Source organism: Aquimarina penaris (assembly GCF_040786285.1).
Taxonomy (GTDB): Bacteria; Bacteroidota; Bacteroidia; order Flavobacteriales; family Flavobacteriaceae; genus Aquimarina.
In genome coordinates this window covers 1,860,219-1,878,590 of sequence record NZ_JBFMKQ010000001.1, presented here as the reverse complement: position 1 = coordinate 1,878,590, position 18,372 = coordinate 1,860,219, and the positions used below count along the sequence as shown (strand labels likewise).

Below are 18,372 nucleotides of genomic sequence, written 5' to 3'. Positions count from 1 at the left end.
AAATCCTATAAATACTTCCCTTTTGAAACTTTGGTATCTATGAGTTTTGTTTCTACAAAAAACCTTGTAAAAAAATAGAGGCTCAATATTTCTGCAATATTAATAAGAACAGTAAATACTTTAGAATAATAGTACAATTCATTGATACCAAGAAGAGCATTCACAAACAATGCACAACAAGCAGATATAAAGACATATATTGATTTCTCATATCTATTAGAAACATAAATAAAAAAGCTAACCACAAAGAACAGAAGCATACTTAACAAAACCACAACGACGCCAATCAATGAACTGTTAATGGCTGGCAAAGCTATTTCTGAAATAGACAGTATTAGATATATGATTAAAACTATACCTATTATCGATTGAGGTGAAATTAATGCATGTAATCTGATATCGTCTTTTTTTATAAACCTTTTTAACAAAAACACACTTAACAGGTAATATATAGTAATAAGAAATGCTATGACATCATAATATTTTACAAAATCGATATACACAAAAATATTAGTTACCGTAATTGCAATCATACTCAAAGGAAATAAAACATTAACCTTTTCAACCGACTGCAAATACATAGCTATAAGAGGTATAACTATAAAAGGTTTAATATATAGAAGTAGTTTTTTATCAAAAAAAACCGCCACGCAAATAACGGTCAAAAAAATAAGGAAGAAAGACAAGTATGGTATGGTATTTTTTTTCAAGAAACTTTAAAAATTATGATATAAGATTGGCAAAATACAAATCCACAAATAAAACGTATTTATTATTAAAAATACTCCTCCTCACTTAGCTCCATATCCCTGTTCTTGGTTTCAATAAAAAAGCTGGTGAAAAAATAGAGGCCCGCAATTTCTGCAATATTAATAAGAATCGTAAATACCCTTGTATAATAATACAATTCATTTATGGCTAATAGTGCATCCACAAATAACGTACAACATGCTGCAATAAATAAATAAATTGACTTCTCGTATCTATCAGATATATAGATAAAGAAACTAATAGCAACAAACAAAAGAGCACTTATAACTATAATAGCTACCGACCCCGGTGAATCGCCAACTTTTGGTACAGCCATGTCAATTATAGAATATATTAAATAACCAATCAAAATCATACTTACAATTACAGGTAACGACACCAACCTGTCGAGCTTAATATCATCCTTAACAATGTAGTCTCTTAATAAAAAAATACATAGCACATAGAATGATGAAATCAGTATAGCGATACTATCGTAATATCTTATAAAATCGATATAATTAAAAATATCAGTAATTGAAATCACAATCATACTCAAAGGAAATAAAAGATTGATCTTTTTAACATGTACTAAATACATTATGATAAGAGACACAGGAATAATTGGCTTACTATATATCAACAACTTTTTGTCTAAAAAAATAGCTATATAAACCACTATTGCAAAAGCGCAAAAGAAAAATAAATATGTAATGTTTATTTTTTTCAAGAAATTCTAATAATTATCTAGTAGCTATTAACAAAATACACATCGCCAATACAAAACATATTGGGCTTCTAAAAATAATCCTCTTCATTTGCCACCAACTTATGTTGTTCCATAAAAAATTTTATTAAAAAAAACTGACCTAAAATCTGCAAAAGAGTGGTGATCACGAAAAATATTTCTACAGAAACATATAGTCTATTTAAAGCTGCAACAATATTAACAATTAGAAAACAAGATGCAGCTACCATTAAAGAATAACTAACCACTGTTTTACTATTTAAATAAATATAGTAACAAACTCCTATAAATAAAGCAAAGAAAAAAATAAGCATTACAAGAACTAAAACATGATTATTAACTCTAGGCAAAATCAATTGGGCAACCGAGAATAAAACATAAGCAATTAAAACCATTGATATTACCAACTGCAGTGTAAAAACCTTTTTTAAGCTAATCTTAATCAACTGCAAACTTTTCCATAGGATAACAATATTGAGGGCATAATACCCGGAAAGTAAAATATTTAAAATCTCAAAATTCCCTAAATAGTCTCGTAAGAATAGTATTTCACACACTAAACCTAACAACAAGCTAATTAAAACTAAATAGTTCCTATGCTCTGCATTAGCGATATAAAGTAAACTAAGAGCTATAATTACAGGAGGTTTAAAATAGATAATTAAACTATTATCAAAAATAGAAGCCAACAAGGTTAACAGACCTGCGAAGTAAAATAACCAGTATGTAAACTTTCTTATTCTCACATATGTATTTTTAATTAAAAACCTTCAAATTCTTCTGATTTAAGGGTTAGAGATTTTGTGATCATATAATTGACTAAAAAAACAACAGCTAAGGGTTCACATATTAGCATCAACACCTTTAATTCTTGAGATTGCAAATAAAATTTATCCAACAATAACATGAAGTCACTAAACGCAAAATTTAGCATCGACAAAAAAAACCAAAGCGATTTTTCTGACCGTATATTTATATAGTGCATTGCCCCTACTATTAGCAAAATATACAATAATAATAAATTAAGAAAACCTAATAGATACAGCTCTCCCATTTGATTTTTTATAGATACATATGCCATAAAAAAGATCACTGTATACAAAGAACTACCTAGTACTAATGTAAATACATCTCTACTATTATATTTAAATGATTTATGATTATAATATAAAAAATAAAAAAGCAAGAAATAAGCTATGATATGTCCTATCATCTGAAAACCAATTACTTTATTAATAGTAAAAAAAACGATTAACTCTTCGGCTAAAAGAGTTAATAGAACTATAACGTGAAAAAATCTTACTCTTTTTGTGCTTACAAAGTAGAGCATAGTAATGAGTACAGAGAGAATCATATTGGAATATAAGTACACTATATAATTTCCAAATACAAAACCAAGTACTTGTGATATGATCAAAAAGGAAATAACAAGTTTTAGTAATTTCTCTCCATTCATTATTTTTTTATACTCAAGGATTAATCTTCATTAATTCTGAGTAATACCCGTAAGCAGATAGTGTGATTTTCTCAACACAATATAGGGAATTTAAAACAATTAAAAGTTCTTAACCAACTTTCAATCAAACTATATGCTTTTCATTTTCAAGGAAATGGGGTTAGCAATTTTGAATTGCACAAGAAAAAAAACGGCTAATAATTGGTAAATCGAATTTATGATTTCGAATTCGATAGAGGGTATATAAAACCTATTGAGAGCGAAACAGGTATCACTAACCACAAAATTCAAAACCGCAATTAGAAACCATAACGATTTTGCCGATCTTATATTTACATATTGAAAAACTGCCCCGGTTAAAAGTAAATATAATATTACTAAATAACTTACTCCATATGGTTTTATACCTCCCATTGCTTCATGGGTCACTGCATAAATTTCATAGGCTATATAAGTCCATGTTATAAAAAACACAGCTACATAAACTATATCGGTAACCCCATAATCAATAGGTCTATGATTTTTATATAAGTAATAAAACAGGATTAAATAACATGTGGTATAGCTTAAAAGCACATACATAAAACTATTATCAACATCTGTCAATAAAAAAATATCCCCTAGAAAACATAGCAATAATATGATTAGAAATATACCATCTGGTTTTTTCACATTAAACCAATACAACATAAAGAACAAAGGTACGGTCATAGGCTTTACATAAAGCTCTAAGACGGGTAATTGTGCAGCGGTACTTATAACACATAACCCACCTGTAATCAATAATAGTACTTTAATAAGTGTCCTTATTTTCATGTGATTTTATCAAGAAAATCGTCTTCGCTAATAATAGGAATCTCTAACTTACTTGCCTTTTCTAATTTACTCGGCCCCATGTTCGCCCCAGCGACAACAAAAGAGGTTTTGGACGATATCGAACTAGAGACTTTACCCCCGTTGTCTTCTATCATTTTTTTTAATTCATTTCGTGATATTTTTTCAAACACCCCAGAGACCACAAATGTTTGCCCGTTTAGCGTATCGGTTTGACTAGCAAGTTTATCTGCAGAGATTTCTAGCTGAACCCCGTATTGTTTCAACCTATTTACTAAAGTTTTATTTTCTTCAGAATCAAAGAATTCTCTGACACTTTGCGCTATTTTAATCCCAATTTCGTCTACATTTACCAATTCTTCTTCGGTTGCAATAACAATAGTATCGATAGTTTTGTAATGTTTTGCGAGTTTTTTGGCAACGGTTTCACCTACATATCGAATCCCTAAGGCAAACAATACTCTTTCGAAAGAGATTTCTTTTGATTTTTCGATTCCTGCAATAAGGTTTTCTGCACTTTTCTCTGCCATTCTCTCTAAAGGAACTACTTGTTCTTTTTTTAATTCATAAAGGTCTGCATAATTTACAATCAATCCTTCATTAACCAGCAACGCTACTGTCTCTCCTCCCAGTCCTTCAATATCCATTGCTTTGCGAGAAATATAATGTTGTATTCTACCAATAATCTGTGGAGGACAACCCTCATAGTTTGGACAATAATGCTGAGCCTCTCCTTCCTTACGCATTAGCACTGTATGACACTCTGGGCATTGACTAATGTATTGAGTAGACACCGAATCGGGCTCTCTTTTTTGAAAATCTACGCCCACAATTTTAGGAATAATTTCTCCTCCCTTTTCTACAAAAACAGTATCCTTTTCACGTATATCCAATTTTGCAATCTGATCAGCATTGTGTAACGAAGCTCTTTTTACTGTGGTACCCGCAAGCAATACTGGTTCGAGATTAGCTACCGGAGTAATGGCACCAGTTCTACCCACCTGGTATGTAATTTCACGAAGTACGGTGGTTACTTGTTCTGCCTTAAATTTATAAGCCATAGCCCATCTTGGGGCTTTAGCTGTAAAACCTAGCTCTTCTTGTTGTTGAATGTTATTCACTTTAATCACTACTCCATCGGTCTCATATGGTAGATCATGCCGATGCTCATCCCAATATGCCACAAAATCTAATACTTCGGTAATGGTATTTACCTTTTTAGATTCAATGGGCACCTTAAACCCCCATTCTCTAGCTTTTTCTAAGCTCTCGAGTTGAGTTGCAATCTTTAATCTATCTCCGGTGATATTGTACAACAAACAATCCAGAGGGCGTTTTGCTACTTCGCTACTATCTTGTAACTTTAAACTACCAGAGGCTGTATTTCTAGGGTTCATATAAGGGTCTTCTCCTGCCGCAATTCGTTCTTGATTCATCTTAGCAAACCCCTCATAAGGTAAAACAATCTCTCCTCGTATGTCAAACTTTGGAGGAAAATCACCCTTTAGTTTTAAAGGAACAGATTTAATAGTTTTTATATTGGTCGTTACATTATCTCCCTGAATACCATCTCCCCTGGTAACAGCTCTAACCAGCTCTCCTTTTTCATAGGTTAAACTAATTGATGCTCCGTCGTACTTAAGTTCACAAGTATAATTGACCTCACCGTCGACCATTTTTTTGATACGTTTTTCCCAATCAAGCAGATCTTCTCTCGAATATGAATTATCTAAAGAATACATTCTATGGTCATGAACCACAGTTTCAAAATTTTTGGTTATCTGCCCCCCAACCCTAAGTGTTGGTGAATTAGGATCATAAAACTCGGGGTGTTTTTCCTCTAAAGCTTGAAGCTCTTTGAGCATTATATCAAATTCATAATCACTTATCACCGGTGTATCCAACACATAATAATTATAATTATGTAGCCTTAGATCTTCTCGTAATTGATTGATTTTTTGTTCTGTAGTCATGTATTAAAATCGAGTTTTCAATAATTTACACAAGTTGATTTTCCTCCCTTCCTTAACTTTACATCGAAACCTTCTTCTTTTGAAGAAGAGAGACTAAAAATTATTGTATAAATCGTAATTCTAACTTCGTAATTCGTAAATTAATTTATGTTCTGTCAGGTTTTAACCATTTAGGTACTTGCACAGGTTTAAAAGTTTTCATTTTTTCTAATAAACGGTCTATATCATCATCAACAAGAAGTAATTCATAATTTTCCATTTTTAAGAACCCTCTTCTTACCATGTTTTCTAACAACCCTAAAAGGTGATCATAAAACCCACCAATATTTAAAAGGCCGATTGGTTTTTGATGCAACCCCAGTTGTGACCAAGTTATGATTTCGAAAAGCTCTTCTAAGGTACCAAACCCTCCTGGCAATGTAATAAATCCATCACTAATCTCATGCATTTTCATTTTTCTTTCATGCATATTATTCGTAGTAATCAATTCACTTAACCCTTGGTGAACAACTTCTTTCAATTTAAGAAATTCTGGAATTACACCAATCACTTTTCCTTTATGAGCCATCGCACCTTTAGCAACTTGTCCCATTATTCCAATTTTGGCAGCCCCATATACCAAGGTGATGTTTTTTTGCGCAAGCTTCTCTCCTAACAGAAGTGCTTCAGAGATTACTTTGATATCATTACCTTCACTACTTCCACAAAACACACAAATTGAATCTAAATTACTCATATCTTATAGTTTAGTTTATACGTGCACGTATCATTCGATTATTCTCATTCAGATCTTTGCGCAATATAACCGAAGTAAAACCCGAAGTCTCAATCATGTATTGGGTTTCTGAACCCAAATATTGATTAATCTCAAAATACAATGACCCTTCAGAATTTAAACTTTTTTTTGCCAATTCAGTGATCTTTTTATAAAAAACAAGAGGATTATCATCTTCAACAAATAATGCTTGAGACGGCTCATTATTAAGAACATTCGGTTTCATCTCTCTTTTTTCTAACTCTCTAACATACGGGGGGTTCGATACAATAACATCAAAACTCTGAGGCAAATCATCAATTTTTAAAATATCAGCATGAATACATGTTACTTTTACTTGATTTTTCTCTGCATTACGCTTTGCAACCTGAAGTGCTTTTTCTGAAATATCAATTGCATACACTTGTGCTTCAGGTAAGTTTTTGGCCAATGTAACAGCGATGCAGCCACTACCTGTACCGATATCTAAAATACGAATTTGTTTTTTTGCATTGCTTTGATCATTTATAATCCAATCTACTAATTCTTCGGTTTCTGGTCTTGGAATTAAAACATGCGGGGTAACTTTAAAATCCAACCCAAAAAAATTAGTCTGACCAATAATATACTGTATGGGTTCCTGTTTTTCTAATCTTTTTATAGCATCTCTAAAACCCGTAATCTCAATTTCTGAAAGTGTTTTCTCTAAGTTTATCGCTACCTCTACTCTGCGCATCCCCAAAAAACTTTCCGAAAGCAAATAAAAAAACGACAACACCTCTTCTGTATCGTAGATTCCTGATAGAGAATTTAAAAAATTAGTCCTTAGATCTTTTATATTCAATTTGAAGTCTGTTTTCTATTATAGATCTTTTATCATCCAAGCTTGGCAGCTAAAATGCCCCGTATCCCCCACAGGACCGTCTAAATCTGTAAAACCTACTTTTTTGTACAATTTTCTTGCTGCTTTCATATAAGGCATGGTTTCTAAGTAACACTTAGTAAAACCTTGCTCTTTGGCAAAGTCAAGGCAGGTGTTTATCATTTTATACCCTAATCCTTTCCCTCTGGCAATAGGTAAAAAATACATTTTCTGAAGTTCGCAGGTATCTGGGCTTCCATTCTCTAAAGGCGCAATTCCTGCGCCACCAATAATACCCCCCTCTTCTTCTACAACAAAATAAGACCGATTACTAGTATTGTATGTTTCGTACATGATATCAAGAGCCTCATCTTCAAACACTGTTCCTACTTTAGGAATTCCCATTTCGGTTAAAACCTCTCTAATTATCTGAGCAATCGTTTGATTATCTTCAGGCTTTATCTTCCTTATTTTTATTACCCCCATTATATTTTTAAATACTACTTTTGCCTTATCAATTATTTCAGATAAGAATATTCTTATGAACTCCTTTTGGATACAAGATCGCCTCTAGTAAGGATACTGAAATATACGTCAAATCTAATCAGGAATCAATGAAGAAGTTTTTATTATTATTAACAATATTAATGCTTATTACCAGCTGTTCTATTTCTAAAAAACCAGAGTTTAAGTACGTTGGTAATCTTAAGGTTAAAAACATTGGTCTACGCAATATAACACTTAAAGCAGATGCGGTTTTTAACAACCCAAACAATCTAAAGGGCAAACTCTCTATAGATGATATTCATGTTTTTGTTGATAACATAGATGTTGGTACCATTTCTTCTGAGGAGTTTGATGTTCCTGCCCAAAGTGAATTTGCAATTCCTCTAGAAGGCACCTTTTCTTTGTCTAAAATTTACGAGAAAAATAAAACCAGCATCCTGGGAAGTGTCCTTAAGGTAATCCAAACCGATTCTCTTAACATACAATATAAAGGAAGTATTAGATATCACTTAGGCAGCTTTTCTTATCCATACAAGATTGATAAAGAGCAAAAAATATCTTTACAGTAAATTGGCAATACACGAGAAATACATAAAAAGATGCATCCAACTAGCTAAAAATGGCCTGGGAACCACGTATCCAAACCCATTAGTTGGTAGTGTTATCGTTTATGATGATAGAATTATTGGCGAAGGTTGGCACTATCAAGCCGGAGAGCCTCATGCCGAAGTACATGCTATAAGATCGGTTAAAGATCATTCTCTATTAAAAGATGCAACCATTTATGTAAGCCTTGAGCCTTGTAGTCACTATGGAAAAACACCTCCTTGCAGTGATTTGATTATTGAGAAAGGGATTAAAAAAGTAATTATAGGCACCATAGACCCATTTTCTAAAGTATCTGGCACCGGAGTTCAGAAATTAATGAATGCTGGCTGCGATGTTATTGTTGGTGTTTTAGAAAAAGAATGTACAGCGCTAAACAAAAGGTTTTTTACTTTTCATAAAAAAAAGCGCCCCTACATTATTCTTAAATGGGCTCAAACCCTAGATCATTTTATCGCTCCCGAAACAAGAAACGATAGAGCACCAATTTGGATTACTAATTCAAACTCCAGACAATGGGTTCATAAATGGCGCGCAGAGGAGCAAGCCATTCTTGTAGGCAATCAAACCATTATCAAAGACAACCCTAAACTCACCACCAGAGACTGGCCCGGTAGCAATCCTATTAGAATTGCAATTGACACATCGGGTAAAATACCTACCGATTCTGCCATAGTAGACAAGACCGTTTCTACTATAATAATTACTCGCGAAGAATTTAGAAAAGAGAACAGCAAAAACCTTACGTATGAGGTGATTAATGCAAGGGAAGAGATTTTACACGAACTTTGTACTATTCTTCATAAACACGAAATTCAATCTATCATTATAGAAGGAGGCACACACACGATACAATCATTTATTGATGAAAATCTTTGGGACGAAGCAAGGGTTTTTGAAGGAAACACTACATTTGACAACGGCATCAAAGCTCCTATACTAAAAGGAAATTTATTTTCTGAAGAAAAAATCATAGATGACACCCTAAGAATTTATCAAAATGATTAAAACGATAATTTTTGATTTTGGAGATGTCTTTATCAACTTAGATAAAACAGCCACAATTAGAGAGCTCTCTACCCTGGGTGATATTCGATCTCTCCAAGAAATGCAGGAGATTAATAATTTATATGAGGTTGGAAAAATTTCTACTTCAGAGTTTATCACTTTGTTTCAGGAATTATTTCCAAAAGCTACTAAAACACAAATTATCAATGCGTGGAATTCTATTTTACTTGATTTTCCAAAGCATCGGTTAGAGTTTATTCAAAACTTAGCTTCAGAACAAAACTACAAACTAATCCTACTTAGCAACACTAACGAGTTACATATTAACTGGGTTAAAGAAAATATCACATTTTATAAGCAATTTAAATCCTGTTTTGATACTTTTTACCTTTCGCATGAAATTCATTTAAGAAAACCTACACCTGATATTTTTGAATTCGTTCTACAAGAACATAAAATTCAGCCATCAGAAACCATATTTATTGATGACACCAAAGAAAATACAGATGCTGCAGCTACATTGGGGATCCACACCTGGAACAACAACCCTAAGACAGAAGATATCACAAACTTATTTACCATAAAATCTGATTTATTTTGATTTATTTAATTCTTAGCATTGTAGCCTCAAGCTTAATTTTGGTAATCTTTAAGCTATTTTCTAAATATAATATAGACACACTACAAGCTATCGTAATTAATTATGTAGTGGCCTCAATCTCTGGGATTATTGCTTACTCTGCTCCAATAGACATCGTTTCTGTATCAAAAGAAAGCTGGTTCTATGGTGCTATGGCTTTAGGTGTAATTTTTATATTAGTATTCAACTTAATAGCCATCACTACTCAAAAAAATGGCTTGTCTGTAGTTGCTGTAGCTACTAAAATGAGCTTAGCTATTCCTATTATTTTTGGAATCATAGTATACCACGAAAGTACTGGTGCACTAAAACTAATTGGGATCCTTATTGCTTTAGTCGCTGTATACATGACTTCGATGAAAAATGCCGAAGGAATTTCTATAAACAAAGACAATCTAATTTTCCCGCTATTGGTTTTTATCGGAAGTGGAATTATAGACACAAGTCTTAAGTTTTTTGAAACCAACTATGTAGCAGAAAATGATGTTCCGGTGTTCTCGGCTTCTATTTTTGGATTTGCAGCAATCATCGGGATTCTAATATTGTTGTTTAAAGCAATAAAAGGCACTCTTAAACTATCTTTAAAGAATATTATTGCCGGAATCGGATTGGGAGTACCTAATTACTTCTCAATTTACTTTTTAATAAAAGCTCTACGATACGACAAGATGGACAGCTCTACAGTGTTCACAATAAACAATGTAGCTATACTTTTGGTCTCGACAATTGCAGGTATTATACTTTTTAAAGAACGATTAATACTTAAAAACTGGATAGGTCTAATGCTAGCCATTATCAGCATTATTCTTGTAGCTTTTTCTATATAAACTAAATTGATTGGAAACAAAAGACACATACAAAACAATTAACTCCCCGGGAAACGAAGCGCTATTTAAGGATAGAAACAGTAAGTTTTTCGGATACACATTCCCAGTATCTACCGAGGAGCAGGTGAAGCAATATATTGAAGACCTGAAAAAACAACATCACTCTGCAAGACATTGGTGCTATGCCTGGCAAATAGGGACAGAAAACATCAGATATCGCGTTAATGATGATGGCGAACCTTCAAATTCTGCAGGTCAACCTATTTACGGACAAATCCAATCTTTTGATGTCACTAACATATTAATCATTGTAGTACGCTACTTTGGGGGTGTAAAATTAGGAGTTGGAGGCTTAATTAACGCTTACAGAACCGCTGCACAATTAGCCTTAGAAAATTCAAAAATCATAGAAAAAACAATTAACATCAACTTTATCGTTTCTTTTGAATATAAGGATATGAATAAAGTGATGCGTATTATTAAAGAAAATACTATAAAAATTACAAAACAAGAGCTCGAATTGAATTGTAAATTATATATTTCAGTCAGAAAAAAAAATGCCGATAAAATAAAAGAGGTTTTTTCCCCGTTGTATGAAATAGAAATTAAAAGATCAGAAGATTAGTGACTTTTAATTTTTTCAATTAAGTAAGAGGGACATGGAATAGGTTTTCTTGTTTTACTATCGACAAAAACCAGTGTTGCAGAAGCTGTTGTTAGTGATTCACGATTTTCATTAAAAATTTCAAAATCAAAAATAATTCGTGCTGTAGGAATTTTCCTTAATGAAGTTTTAACAGTCAATTCATCATCGAAGAAAGCAGATTTAGTAAATTTAAAGTCTAAAGTAAACACAGGAAGCATAATGCCATTTTCTTCCATTGATTTATAAGAAATACCCAATCGGGATAACCAATCAATTCGCGCTAATTCTAAATACTGCGCGTAGTTGCCATGGTGAACAACTCCCATTTGATCCGTTTCTGAATATCGTACTTTTAAAATAGTTTCTGAGGTGATTGGCATAAAATAGAATATTATAAATTATAAACGTTATTAAAAGTAGTACTATCAAATTATGCAAAAAAAATAATTAAAATTCAACCCCCTAATCGTTTTTTTTTTACATTTTTTGTTCACATATTTGTCATGCAAAAACAGTAAGGAGTTTTTCAACAATTCTTTTTAGTAACTTAACCAAAGTAAACCTAACTACAGGAATGAATGTAACCGCGCAATCAGTTTGGGATAATTGTCTATCTTTTATAGAAGACAACATCACTCCACAAGCTTTTAAAACTTGGTTTGAACCAATTAAAGCTGTAAAACTTACAGATGGCGCTTTAAGTATTCAAGTTCCCAGTAAATTTTTCTATGAGTGGCTAGAAGAGCATTATGTAAACCTACTCAAAGTTTCTTTAACTCGTGAGTTAGGAGAAAGTGCAAAACTGGTTTATGTTATTAAGATGGAAAACACATATGGCAATAAAAAACCATTTACCGAAAAAATTCCAAGCTCTAATCGTACTGCAGTTAACTCCCAAGAAGTTGATGTGCCTATAAAAAGCAAAAATCCAGAGCTTAAAAATCCGTTTGTCATCCCCGGAATACGGAATGTTAAAATAGAATCTCAACTTAATCCAAGTTATAATTTTGAAAATTTCTTAGAAGGAGACTCTAACAGATTAGCTCGATCTGCTGGTATGGCTGTTGCCAATAAACCTGGAGGAACATCATTTAACCCTTTACTTATTTTTGGTGGTGTTGGTTTAGGAAAAACACACTTAGCACATGCTATAGGTGTTAACATTAAGGACAATTATCCAGAAAAAACTGTTCTTTATATTTCCGCAGAAAAATTCACACAACAATATATAGAATCTGTAAAAAAGAATAATAGAAATGATTTTATTCATTTTTATCAAATCATAGATGTACTCATTGTAGATGACATTCAATTGTTATCTGGCAAAGCCGGTACACAAGATGTATTCTTCCACATATTCAATCATTTACATCAAAACGGAAAACAAGTAATTCTTACTAGTGACAAAGCACCTGTAGACATGCAGGACATTGAACAAAGATTACTTTCTCGATTTAAATGGGGATTATCTGCAGAGCTACATCAACCAGACTTTGAAACAAGAGTCTCTATTATCAAGAACAAACTATACCGTGATGGTGTAGAAATGCCAGAAGAAATTGTTGAGTTTCTAGCAAACAATATAAAAACTAATATTCGCGAACTAGAAGGAGCAATTATTTCCCTGATTGCACATTCTTCTTTCAACAAAAAAGACATTACTATTGACCTTGCAAAAGCTATAGTTGATAATTATGTAAAAAATACTAAACGAGAGGTTTCTATAGATTACATTCAAAAGGTAGTAAGCGATTATTTCCAAATGGATGTAGAAACCCTTCAATCCAAAACACGAAAGCGACATATCGTACAAGCCAGACAGCTTGCCATGTTCTTTGCTAAGAAACTTACGAAAGCATCACTAGCGAGTATTGGTACCCAAATAGGCAAAAGGGATCACGCCACTGTTCTGCATGCATGTAAAACAGTAGACAACCTATCTTCTACCGACAAGCAATTTAGAAAATACGTTGAAGACTTAGGAAAGAAACTTACCTTATAATTTCACTTACAATGGAAATCAAAATCTTAATGGTATGCCTTGGTAATATCTGTAGATCTCCATTAGCCGAAGGGATTCTAAAATCAAAACTTGATCCAAACAAATATATCGTAGAATCATGCGGAACAAGCAATTATCACATTGGCAGTAAACCTGACGCGCGTTCAATCGATATTGCAAAAAAGCATAACATTGACATAAAAGATCAAAGAGCAGCACAATTTAACATAAATAACTTCAAAACTTATGATTTTATTTATGTTATGGACAACTCAAACTATCAAGACATCATTAAACTTACAAACAATGATGAGGACAAAAATAAAGTAATTCTTATCCTGGAAGAACTCTATCCCAATAAAAACCTTGACGTTCCTGATCCATATTATGATAATGAGCAAGGTTTTGAAAATGTATACAAAATGCTCAATAAAGCATGTGATAATATCGTTATAAGGCTAGAGCAGCTTAGTTAACTTTTTCAGAAATAAAGTTTTTGTATATTTAAATTTCAATATAAAAACACACAACCCGATAAAACACCTAAAATCAATCAAAAAGAACTATACCCAAAACTAGTTATAAAACAAACCTATGGAACTTAAACCCCTAGAAGCCAAAGGAAAGCTGTACTTAATCCCAACACGATTAGGTGACGATGTACCCTTAGAAGTTCTACCTATATCAATCAAAAAGGTATTAGAACAGGTAAACCATTACATTGTAGAAAACGAAAAACCGGCAAGAAGATTTATAAAAAAGGTGAGCCCTAGTAAATCTCAGCGCTCTTTGATAATACATACAGTAAACAAATATACTGACACTTCAGAAATCCCAGGATACTTAGCCCCCTGTCTTAATGGAGAATCTATTGGATTATTGTCAGATGCCGGATGTCCGGGGATAGCAGATCCTGGTGCAGAAGTAGTACGTATAGCCCACGAAAAAGAAATACAAGTTATCCCACTTGTTGGACCATCATCTATTTTACTAGCAATGATGAGCAGCGGAATGAATGGTCAAAATTTTAGCTTTAATGGCTACCTACCAATCGATAAAAATGAAAGAAAATCCACGATTAAGCACTTAGAAAAAACTTCTTTGGAAAAAAATCAAGCTCAAATATTTATTGAGACACCGTATCGAAATGATAAAATGCATGCCGACCTTAAATCCATATTAAACGACAACACTAGATTATGCATTGCCTGTGACATCACCTTAACTACAGAGTATATCGTTACTAAAACTATTGCAGAATGGAAAAAAGAAAATGAAATTGACCTACACAAAAGACCAACCATATACATAATCCAAAGAGATTACTAAAAAATCACTGTGCAACTTTTGCTTTTCGATTTGGCACTACAAAAGAAGTGTCGTACCCTCCAAATCGTTTCATATAGTAACGAATAGTTGTTCCATACGCATCAGCAAAACCATCAACTCCTCCGGTGCGCAAATATCTTTTAACAGCATTTGGACCACCAAGATGTGCCGCAGCAAGAATCCCGGATTCTGTTACCTCAACCCCATTCATTGTCTTACCAGCAAACCACTTTATATCTCTTCGTAAAACCCATTTGTTTCTAGAAAGATAGGCGTAAAAAGCTTTTTCTTGAAGTTTTGGGTTATTTAGAAATTCCTTTCTACTTATACCTCTAACCCCAATTAAATCCAAAGTACTTTTACCGAACTGATATTTACCCATATACCCAAATTGGTTCACTACACCATAATCTCCTCGAGATTCTTTAAACGCAACAGCTTCTTTAAACCCTAAATAAGATTTACCAAGCTCAGGAGAAACAAATGTATTGTTATCCTCTATTTCGTTAAAGTTAGGTGCAATGTAATATAGATCAAGCCCTGCAGTACTATAAGCGCTAAAATCTGATTTTTTTGTTGTCGTAAAACTCAACAAAAGTATCCCCCCAATTGTAAGTATTATAGATAAACTTATTATCCTTTTTATCATATAAAAATTTTCTAAGTAGCCATTAAAAAAATGGTCCCCTCTACTTAAATTTTTGCCGTGCAAATATACAATGTTTTTTAAAACTATAAAGAACAAAGTGTTAAAAAAATTATTTCACTGATTATCAGTTAATTACGTAAAATATGAAGTGCAAAAAAGGTTAAAAAACTTAAAAATTCACTTAAAAACGACACTTAAACGTCAAATCAAGTGATTTTGTCGAACAAAATTATTCAGGATCTTTGATTAGTAATTAACAGAAAAATTAGGATTTTGTTAATAAATTAGAGCCTGTTTATCGAAAGAAATGTAATTCGTCGAGTTTTTTACTCGAATATTTAGGAGGTAATTTTACCGCCTAATTCCTTGTTTATTCACCCAGTCTATATACTGTTTTTTGTTTCGATTATGTTGCCTTAGAGTTTTAGCAAATTTATGATATCCCATGTTTTCTACGTTAGCTACAAAAAAGTAATATTCATGCTTTTCATAATTAAGCACAGCATCAATTGACGAAATATCAGGCATAGTTATAGGACCTGGAGGTAACTCTTTATATTTATACGTATTGTATGGGCTATCTAACTCTAAATCCTTATACAAAACCCTTTTGATAACGGTATCCCAATCATTGCGATGATTCTTAATAGCATAAATGATTGTAGGGTCGGCATCTAATTTCCAATCATTATTATACCTATTCATGTATACTCCAGCCACTCTAGGTCGTTCATCAACCTTGGCTGTTTCTTTTTGAACTATTGACGCGATTGTAATCACTTGACTTTGGGTCAACCCTATTTCTTTTGCTTTCAACATTCGCTTATCATTCCAAAATCGAGTATACTCTTTTAGCATCCTATCCCTAAATTGAACAGCAGAAGTATTCCAAAAAAACTCATACTTATTAGGGACATACATAGACAAGGCATTCTCTAAAGAAAGACTATTTTTACTCAAAAAAGCCTCTTCTTTAAACGCTTCCAATAAAGAAACACTATCTGCTTCAATCTGAACAGCAATCCTACCCGCTAAGTTTTCTAATCTTTCTTGATTATTAAAACTAAGTTGAATTGGTCTATTTTTACTTCGCAGAATATTTACAATATCATTATTATTCAGATCCTTATTCAAAATATATCGACCTGCTTTTATTTTGTCTATATACCCTTTCCTTCTTGCTATTCTATCAAAACTATAGATATCTTTAACCACTGGACTCATTAATTCAATAAGTTCTGTATATGTTGCTCCGGTAGGGATATATACTGTAGTTGTTTCGGATTCGAAATTTGTATTTGGCGAAAATACAGCCTGATACACATAGTATGCAAAAATTCCTCCGGCTACCATGCCCATTAACACAATTGCTAATAATATTTTTTTAATGTACATATATTAGTTGATATAAAAATTCGTCTTTATAAGTGTTGTTTACCAAATTCCATTCTTTTTTCACTCCAATTTTAGTGAACCCTTGATTTTCGAATAACTTAATACTCGACACATTATCCTCAGAAATATTGGCATACAACTGATGCAAATGCAGATGAGTAGCCCCATAGTCTACTATGAGTTGTAAGGCTTCTTTTCCATAACCTTGTCCTCGATTTTCTTTCTCTGCAATTAGAACACCCACCCCTGCTCTATTATGAGTAGGATTAAAATCAAATAAATCGATAAGACCCAATGTAGCATGATCATTAGAACAGATAACCAATCGCAATTGCTTTACTTCATAGATATCCTGATGCGCATTTTCTAAATATTGTTTTATCAAAAATCTAGAATAAGGTGTTTGAGTAGAGCTCATCTCCCAAATTTGTTCGTCATTTTCTATAACATAGACAAAGTCAAGATCTTCGGGTTCTAGAGCTCTTAAATAAACATTTTTACCCTTTAAAGTTAACATGTAATCTCTCCTTTAAAAACCTGCTCTGCAGGACCAATTAGAAAAATATCTTCATACCCATTCTTAGTCTCTTTAAATGTAACCTTTAACGCTCCTCCTTCGGTATGGATATCGATTTCTTCTTTATCCGTAAATTTTGTAGCATGCATAGAAAGCGCTACAGCCGTAACACCTGTACCACAAGATAGTGTCTCATCCTCTACCCCTCTTTCATAGGTTCGCACTGCAAAAAGATTTCCATTTTGCTTTTCAACAAAATTAACATTGCTACCGGATTCAAAATAAGGCGCGCCATTTCTAATTTTTCGACCTTCATTTTCAACATCAAAATCAGACAAACCTTTAACCATGGTTACATGATGAGGAGAGCCGGTATCTAAAAATAAGTGAGAATCGAATTTTTCTATTTCAGAAACATTTTGCATTTGCAGATATACTAAGCCATTTTTAATCTCTGCATGATGCTTACCATCAATTGCTGTAAAAGTAGCTTTGTCTTCAATAATTCCTAAAAAAGCAGCAAAAGCAACTAAACATCTTCCGCCATTACCACACATAGAACTTTCGTTTCCATCTGCATTATAATACACCATCGTAAAATCATCTTCTTGATTTTGAGGTAGTTCAAGCAACATAAACCCATCTGCTCCTATGCCAAATTTTCTGTCACAAAGTCTTGCAACTAATTTGGTATTATTTTTGGTCACTAATGATTCTCTATTATCAACGATAATAAAATCATTACCCGTACCTTGATATTTATAAAAAGTAAGAGTCATTATTCTTTCATTATATAGCGCAAAGGTACAAAGAATGTTAACATTAATCCGTTGTTAATTGTGAGTTAAATGTCATAAAAAAAGTATACT

Annotated in this window: 22 protein-coding genes; 8 read left to right on the top strand and 14 right to left on the bottom strand. The window is 32.7% G+C overall.

Features of this window, described 5'->3' with window-relative positions; translation table 11 throughout:
• Positions 1-5: 5 nt before the first annotated feature.
• From ABW637_RS07815 to ABW637_RS07775, 9 genes are all read right to left on the bottom strand, one after another.
• A complete protein-coding gene (locus ABW637_RS07815) occupies positions 6-581 on the bottom strand; it encodes a hypothetical protein (protein WP_367584091.1) in 576 nt (191 codons plus the stop codon).
• Between the two features lie 194 nt (positions 582-775).
• On the bottom strand, positions 776-1,303 hold the full coding sequence (locus tag ABW637_RS07810) for a hypothetical protein (RefSeq protein WP_367584090.1): 528 nt from the start codon (positions 1,301-1,303) through the stop codon (positions 776-778).
• A 245-nt stretch (positions 1,304-1,548) separates the two neighbouring features.
• Entirely contained in the window at positions 1,549-2,244 is a 696-nt protein-coding gene (locus ABW637_RS07805) for a hypothetical protein (RefSeq protein ID WP_367584089.1), read from the bottom strand.
• Positions 2,245-2,258: 14 nt separating this feature from the next.
• Complete coding sequence (locus tag ABW637_RS07800; RefSeq protein ID WP_367584088.1) at positions 2,259-2,954, bottom strand: hypothetical protein; 696 nt, start codon at positions 2,952-2,954, stop codon at positions 2,259-2,261.
• 129 nt (positions 2,955-3,083) lie between these two features.
• A complete protein-coding gene (locus ABW637_RS07795; RefSeq protein WP_367584087.1) occupies positions 3,084-3,770 on the bottom strand; it encodes a lysoplasmalogenase family protein in 687 nt (228 codons plus the stop codon).
• On the bottom strand, positions 3,767-5,761 hold the full coding sequence (gene ligA, locus ABW637_RS07790) for an NAD-dependent DNA ligase LigA (protein WP_367584086.1): 1,995 nt from the start codon (positions 5,759-5,761) through the stop codon (positions 3,767-3,769). Before ligA ends, ABW637_RS07795 begins: the two co-directional genes overlap by 4 nt.
• Before the next feature lie 145 nt (positions 5,762-5,906).
• On the bottom strand, positions 5,907-6,497 hold the full coding sequence (locus ABW637_RS07785) for an LOG family protein (protein WP_367584085.1): 591 nt from the start codon (positions 6,495-6,497) through the stop codon (positions 5,907-5,909).
• A 10-nt stretch (positions 6,498-6,507) separates the two neighbouring features.
• Positions 6,508-7,359 carry a peptide chain release factor N(5)-glutamine methyltransferase gene (gene prmC, locus ABW637_RS07780; protein ID WP_367584084.1) on the bottom strand — a complete coding sequence of 284 codons (852 nt, stop codon included), beginning with the start codon at positions 7,357-7,359 and terminating at the stop codon, positions 6,508-6,510.
• Positions 7,360-7,377: 18 nt separating this feature from the next.
• The gene (locus tag ABW637_RS07775; RefSeq protein WP_367584083.1) at positions 7,378-7,863 is read right to left on the bottom strand and encodes a GNAT family N-acetyltransferase; all 486 of its coding nucleotides are present in this window, start codon (positions 7,861-7,863) and stop codon (positions 7,378-7,380) included.
• Between the two features lie 128 nt (positions 7,864-7,991).
• Here ABW637_RS07775 and ABW637_RS07770 point away from each other — a divergent pair, with 128 nt between their 5' ends.
• The 5 genes from ABW637_RS07770 to ABW637_RS07750 are packed head-to-tail and all read left to right on the top strand — an operon-like array spanning position 7,992 to position 11,590.
• Complete coding sequence (locus tag ABW637_RS07770) at positions 7,992-8,453, top strand: hypothetical protein (protein WP_367584082.1); 462 nt, start codon at positions 7,992-7,994, stop codon at positions 8,451-8,453.
• Between the two features lies 1 nt (position 8,454).
• Positions 8,455-9,498 carry a bifunctional diaminohydroxyphosphoribosylaminopyrimidine deaminase/5-amino-6-(5-phosphoribosylamino)uracil reductase RibD gene (gene ribD / locus ABW637_RS07765; RefSeq protein WP_367584081.1) on the top strand — a complete coding sequence of 348 codons (1,044 nt, stop codon included), beginning with the start codon at positions 8,455-8,457 and terminating at the stop codon, positions 9,496-9,498.
• Positions 9,491-10,099: an HAD family hydrolase gene (locus tag ABW637_RS07760; protein WP_367584080.1), complete on the top strand. Its 609-nt coding sequence runs from the start codon at positions 9,491-9,493 to the stop codon at positions 10,097-10,099. The genes ribD and ABW637_RS07760 overlap by 8 nt, the downstream gene beginning before the upstream one ends.
• Positions 10,096-10,965: an EamA family transporter gene (locus ABW637_RS07755; protein WP_367584079.1), complete on the top strand. Its 870-nt coding sequence runs from the start codon at positions 10,096-10,098 to the stop codon at positions 10,963-10,965. The genes ABW637_RS07760 and ABW637_RS07755 overlap by 4 nt, the downstream gene beginning before the upstream one ends.
• Positions 10,966-10,975: 10 nt before the next feature.
• Positions 10,976-11,590 (top strand): IMPACT family protein, encoded by a 615-nt coding sequence (locus ABW637_RS07750; protein ID WP_367584078.1) that lies wholly within the window; start codon positions 10,976-10,978, stop codon positions 11,588-11,590.
• On the opposite strand, the gene ABW637_RS07745 is transcribed toward ABW637_RS07750, so the two are convergent.
• The gene (locus tag ABW637_RS07745; RefSeq protein WP_367584077.1) at positions 11,587-11,991 is read right to left on the bottom strand and encodes an acyl-CoA thioesterase; all 405 of its coding nucleotides are present in this window, start codon (positions 11,989-11,991) and stop codon (positions 11,587-11,589) included. The two genes, ABW637_RS07750 and ABW637_RS07745, sit on opposite strands and share 4 nt — an antisense overlap.
• 194 nt (positions 11,992-12,185) lie before the next feature.
• Between ABW637_RS07745 and dnaA the strand changes: the two genes are divergently transcribed.
• The 3 genes from dnaA to ABW637_RS07730 all read left to right on the top strand — a co-directional run bounded on the left by dnaA (position 12,186) and on the right by ABW637_RS07730 (position 14,942).
• On the top strand, positions 12,186-13,613 hold the full coding sequence (dnaA, locus tag ABW637_RS07740; protein ID WP_367584076.1) for a chromosomal replication initiator protein DnaA: 1,428 nt from the start codon (positions 12,186-12,188) through the stop codon (positions 13,611-13,613).
• Between the two features lie 11 nt (positions 13,614-13,624).
• Complete coding sequence (locus ABW637_RS07735) at positions 13,625-14,089, top strand: low molecular weight protein-tyrosine-phosphatase (RefSeq protein ID WP_367584075.1); 465 nt, start codon at positions 13,625-13,627, stop codon at positions 14,087-14,089.
• Between the two features lie 118 nt (positions 14,090-14,207).
• The gene (locus ABW637_RS07730; protein WP_367584074.1) at positions 14,208-14,942 is read left to right on the top strand and encodes an SAM-dependent methyltransferase; all 735 of its coding nucleotides are present in this window, start codon (positions 14,208-14,210) and stop codon (positions 14,940-14,942) included.
• Between the two features lie 4 nt (positions 14,943-14,946).
• Here ABW637_RS07730 and ABW637_RS07725 read toward each other — a convergent pair whose 3' ends face one another.
• The 4 genes from ABW637_RS07725 to dapF form a co-directional block, all read right to left on the bottom strand.
• The gene (locus ABW637_RS07725) at positions 14,947-15,591 is read right to left on the bottom strand and encodes a peptidoglycan-binding protein LysM (protein WP_367584073.1); all 645 of its coding nucleotides are present in this window, start codon (positions 15,589-15,591) and stop codon (positions 14,947-14,949) included.
• A gap of 351 nt (positions 15,592-15,942) precedes the next feature.
• On the bottom strand, positions 15,943-16,986 hold the full coding sequence (gene mltG, locus ABW637_RS07720) for an endolytic transglycosylase MltG (protein ID WP_367584072.1): 1,044 nt from the start codon (positions 16,984-16,986) through the stop codon (positions 15,943-15,945).
• A complete protein-coding gene (locus ABW637_RS07715) occupies positions 16,976-17,503 on the bottom strand; it encodes a GNAT family N-acetyltransferase (protein WP_367584071.1) in 528 nt (175 codons plus the stop codon). The genes mltG and ABW637_RS07715 overlap by 11 nt, the downstream gene beginning before the upstream one ends.
• The gene (gene dapF / locus ABW637_RS07710; protein WP_367584070.1) at positions 17,497-18,282 is read right to left on the bottom strand and encodes a diaminopimelate epimerase; all 786 of its coding nucleotides are present in this window, start codon (positions 18,280-18,282) and stop codon (positions 17,497-17,499) included. The genes ABW637_RS07715 and dapF overlap by 7 nt, the downstream gene beginning before the upstream one ends.
• Between the last annotated feature and the right edge of the window lie 90 nt (positions 18,283-18,372).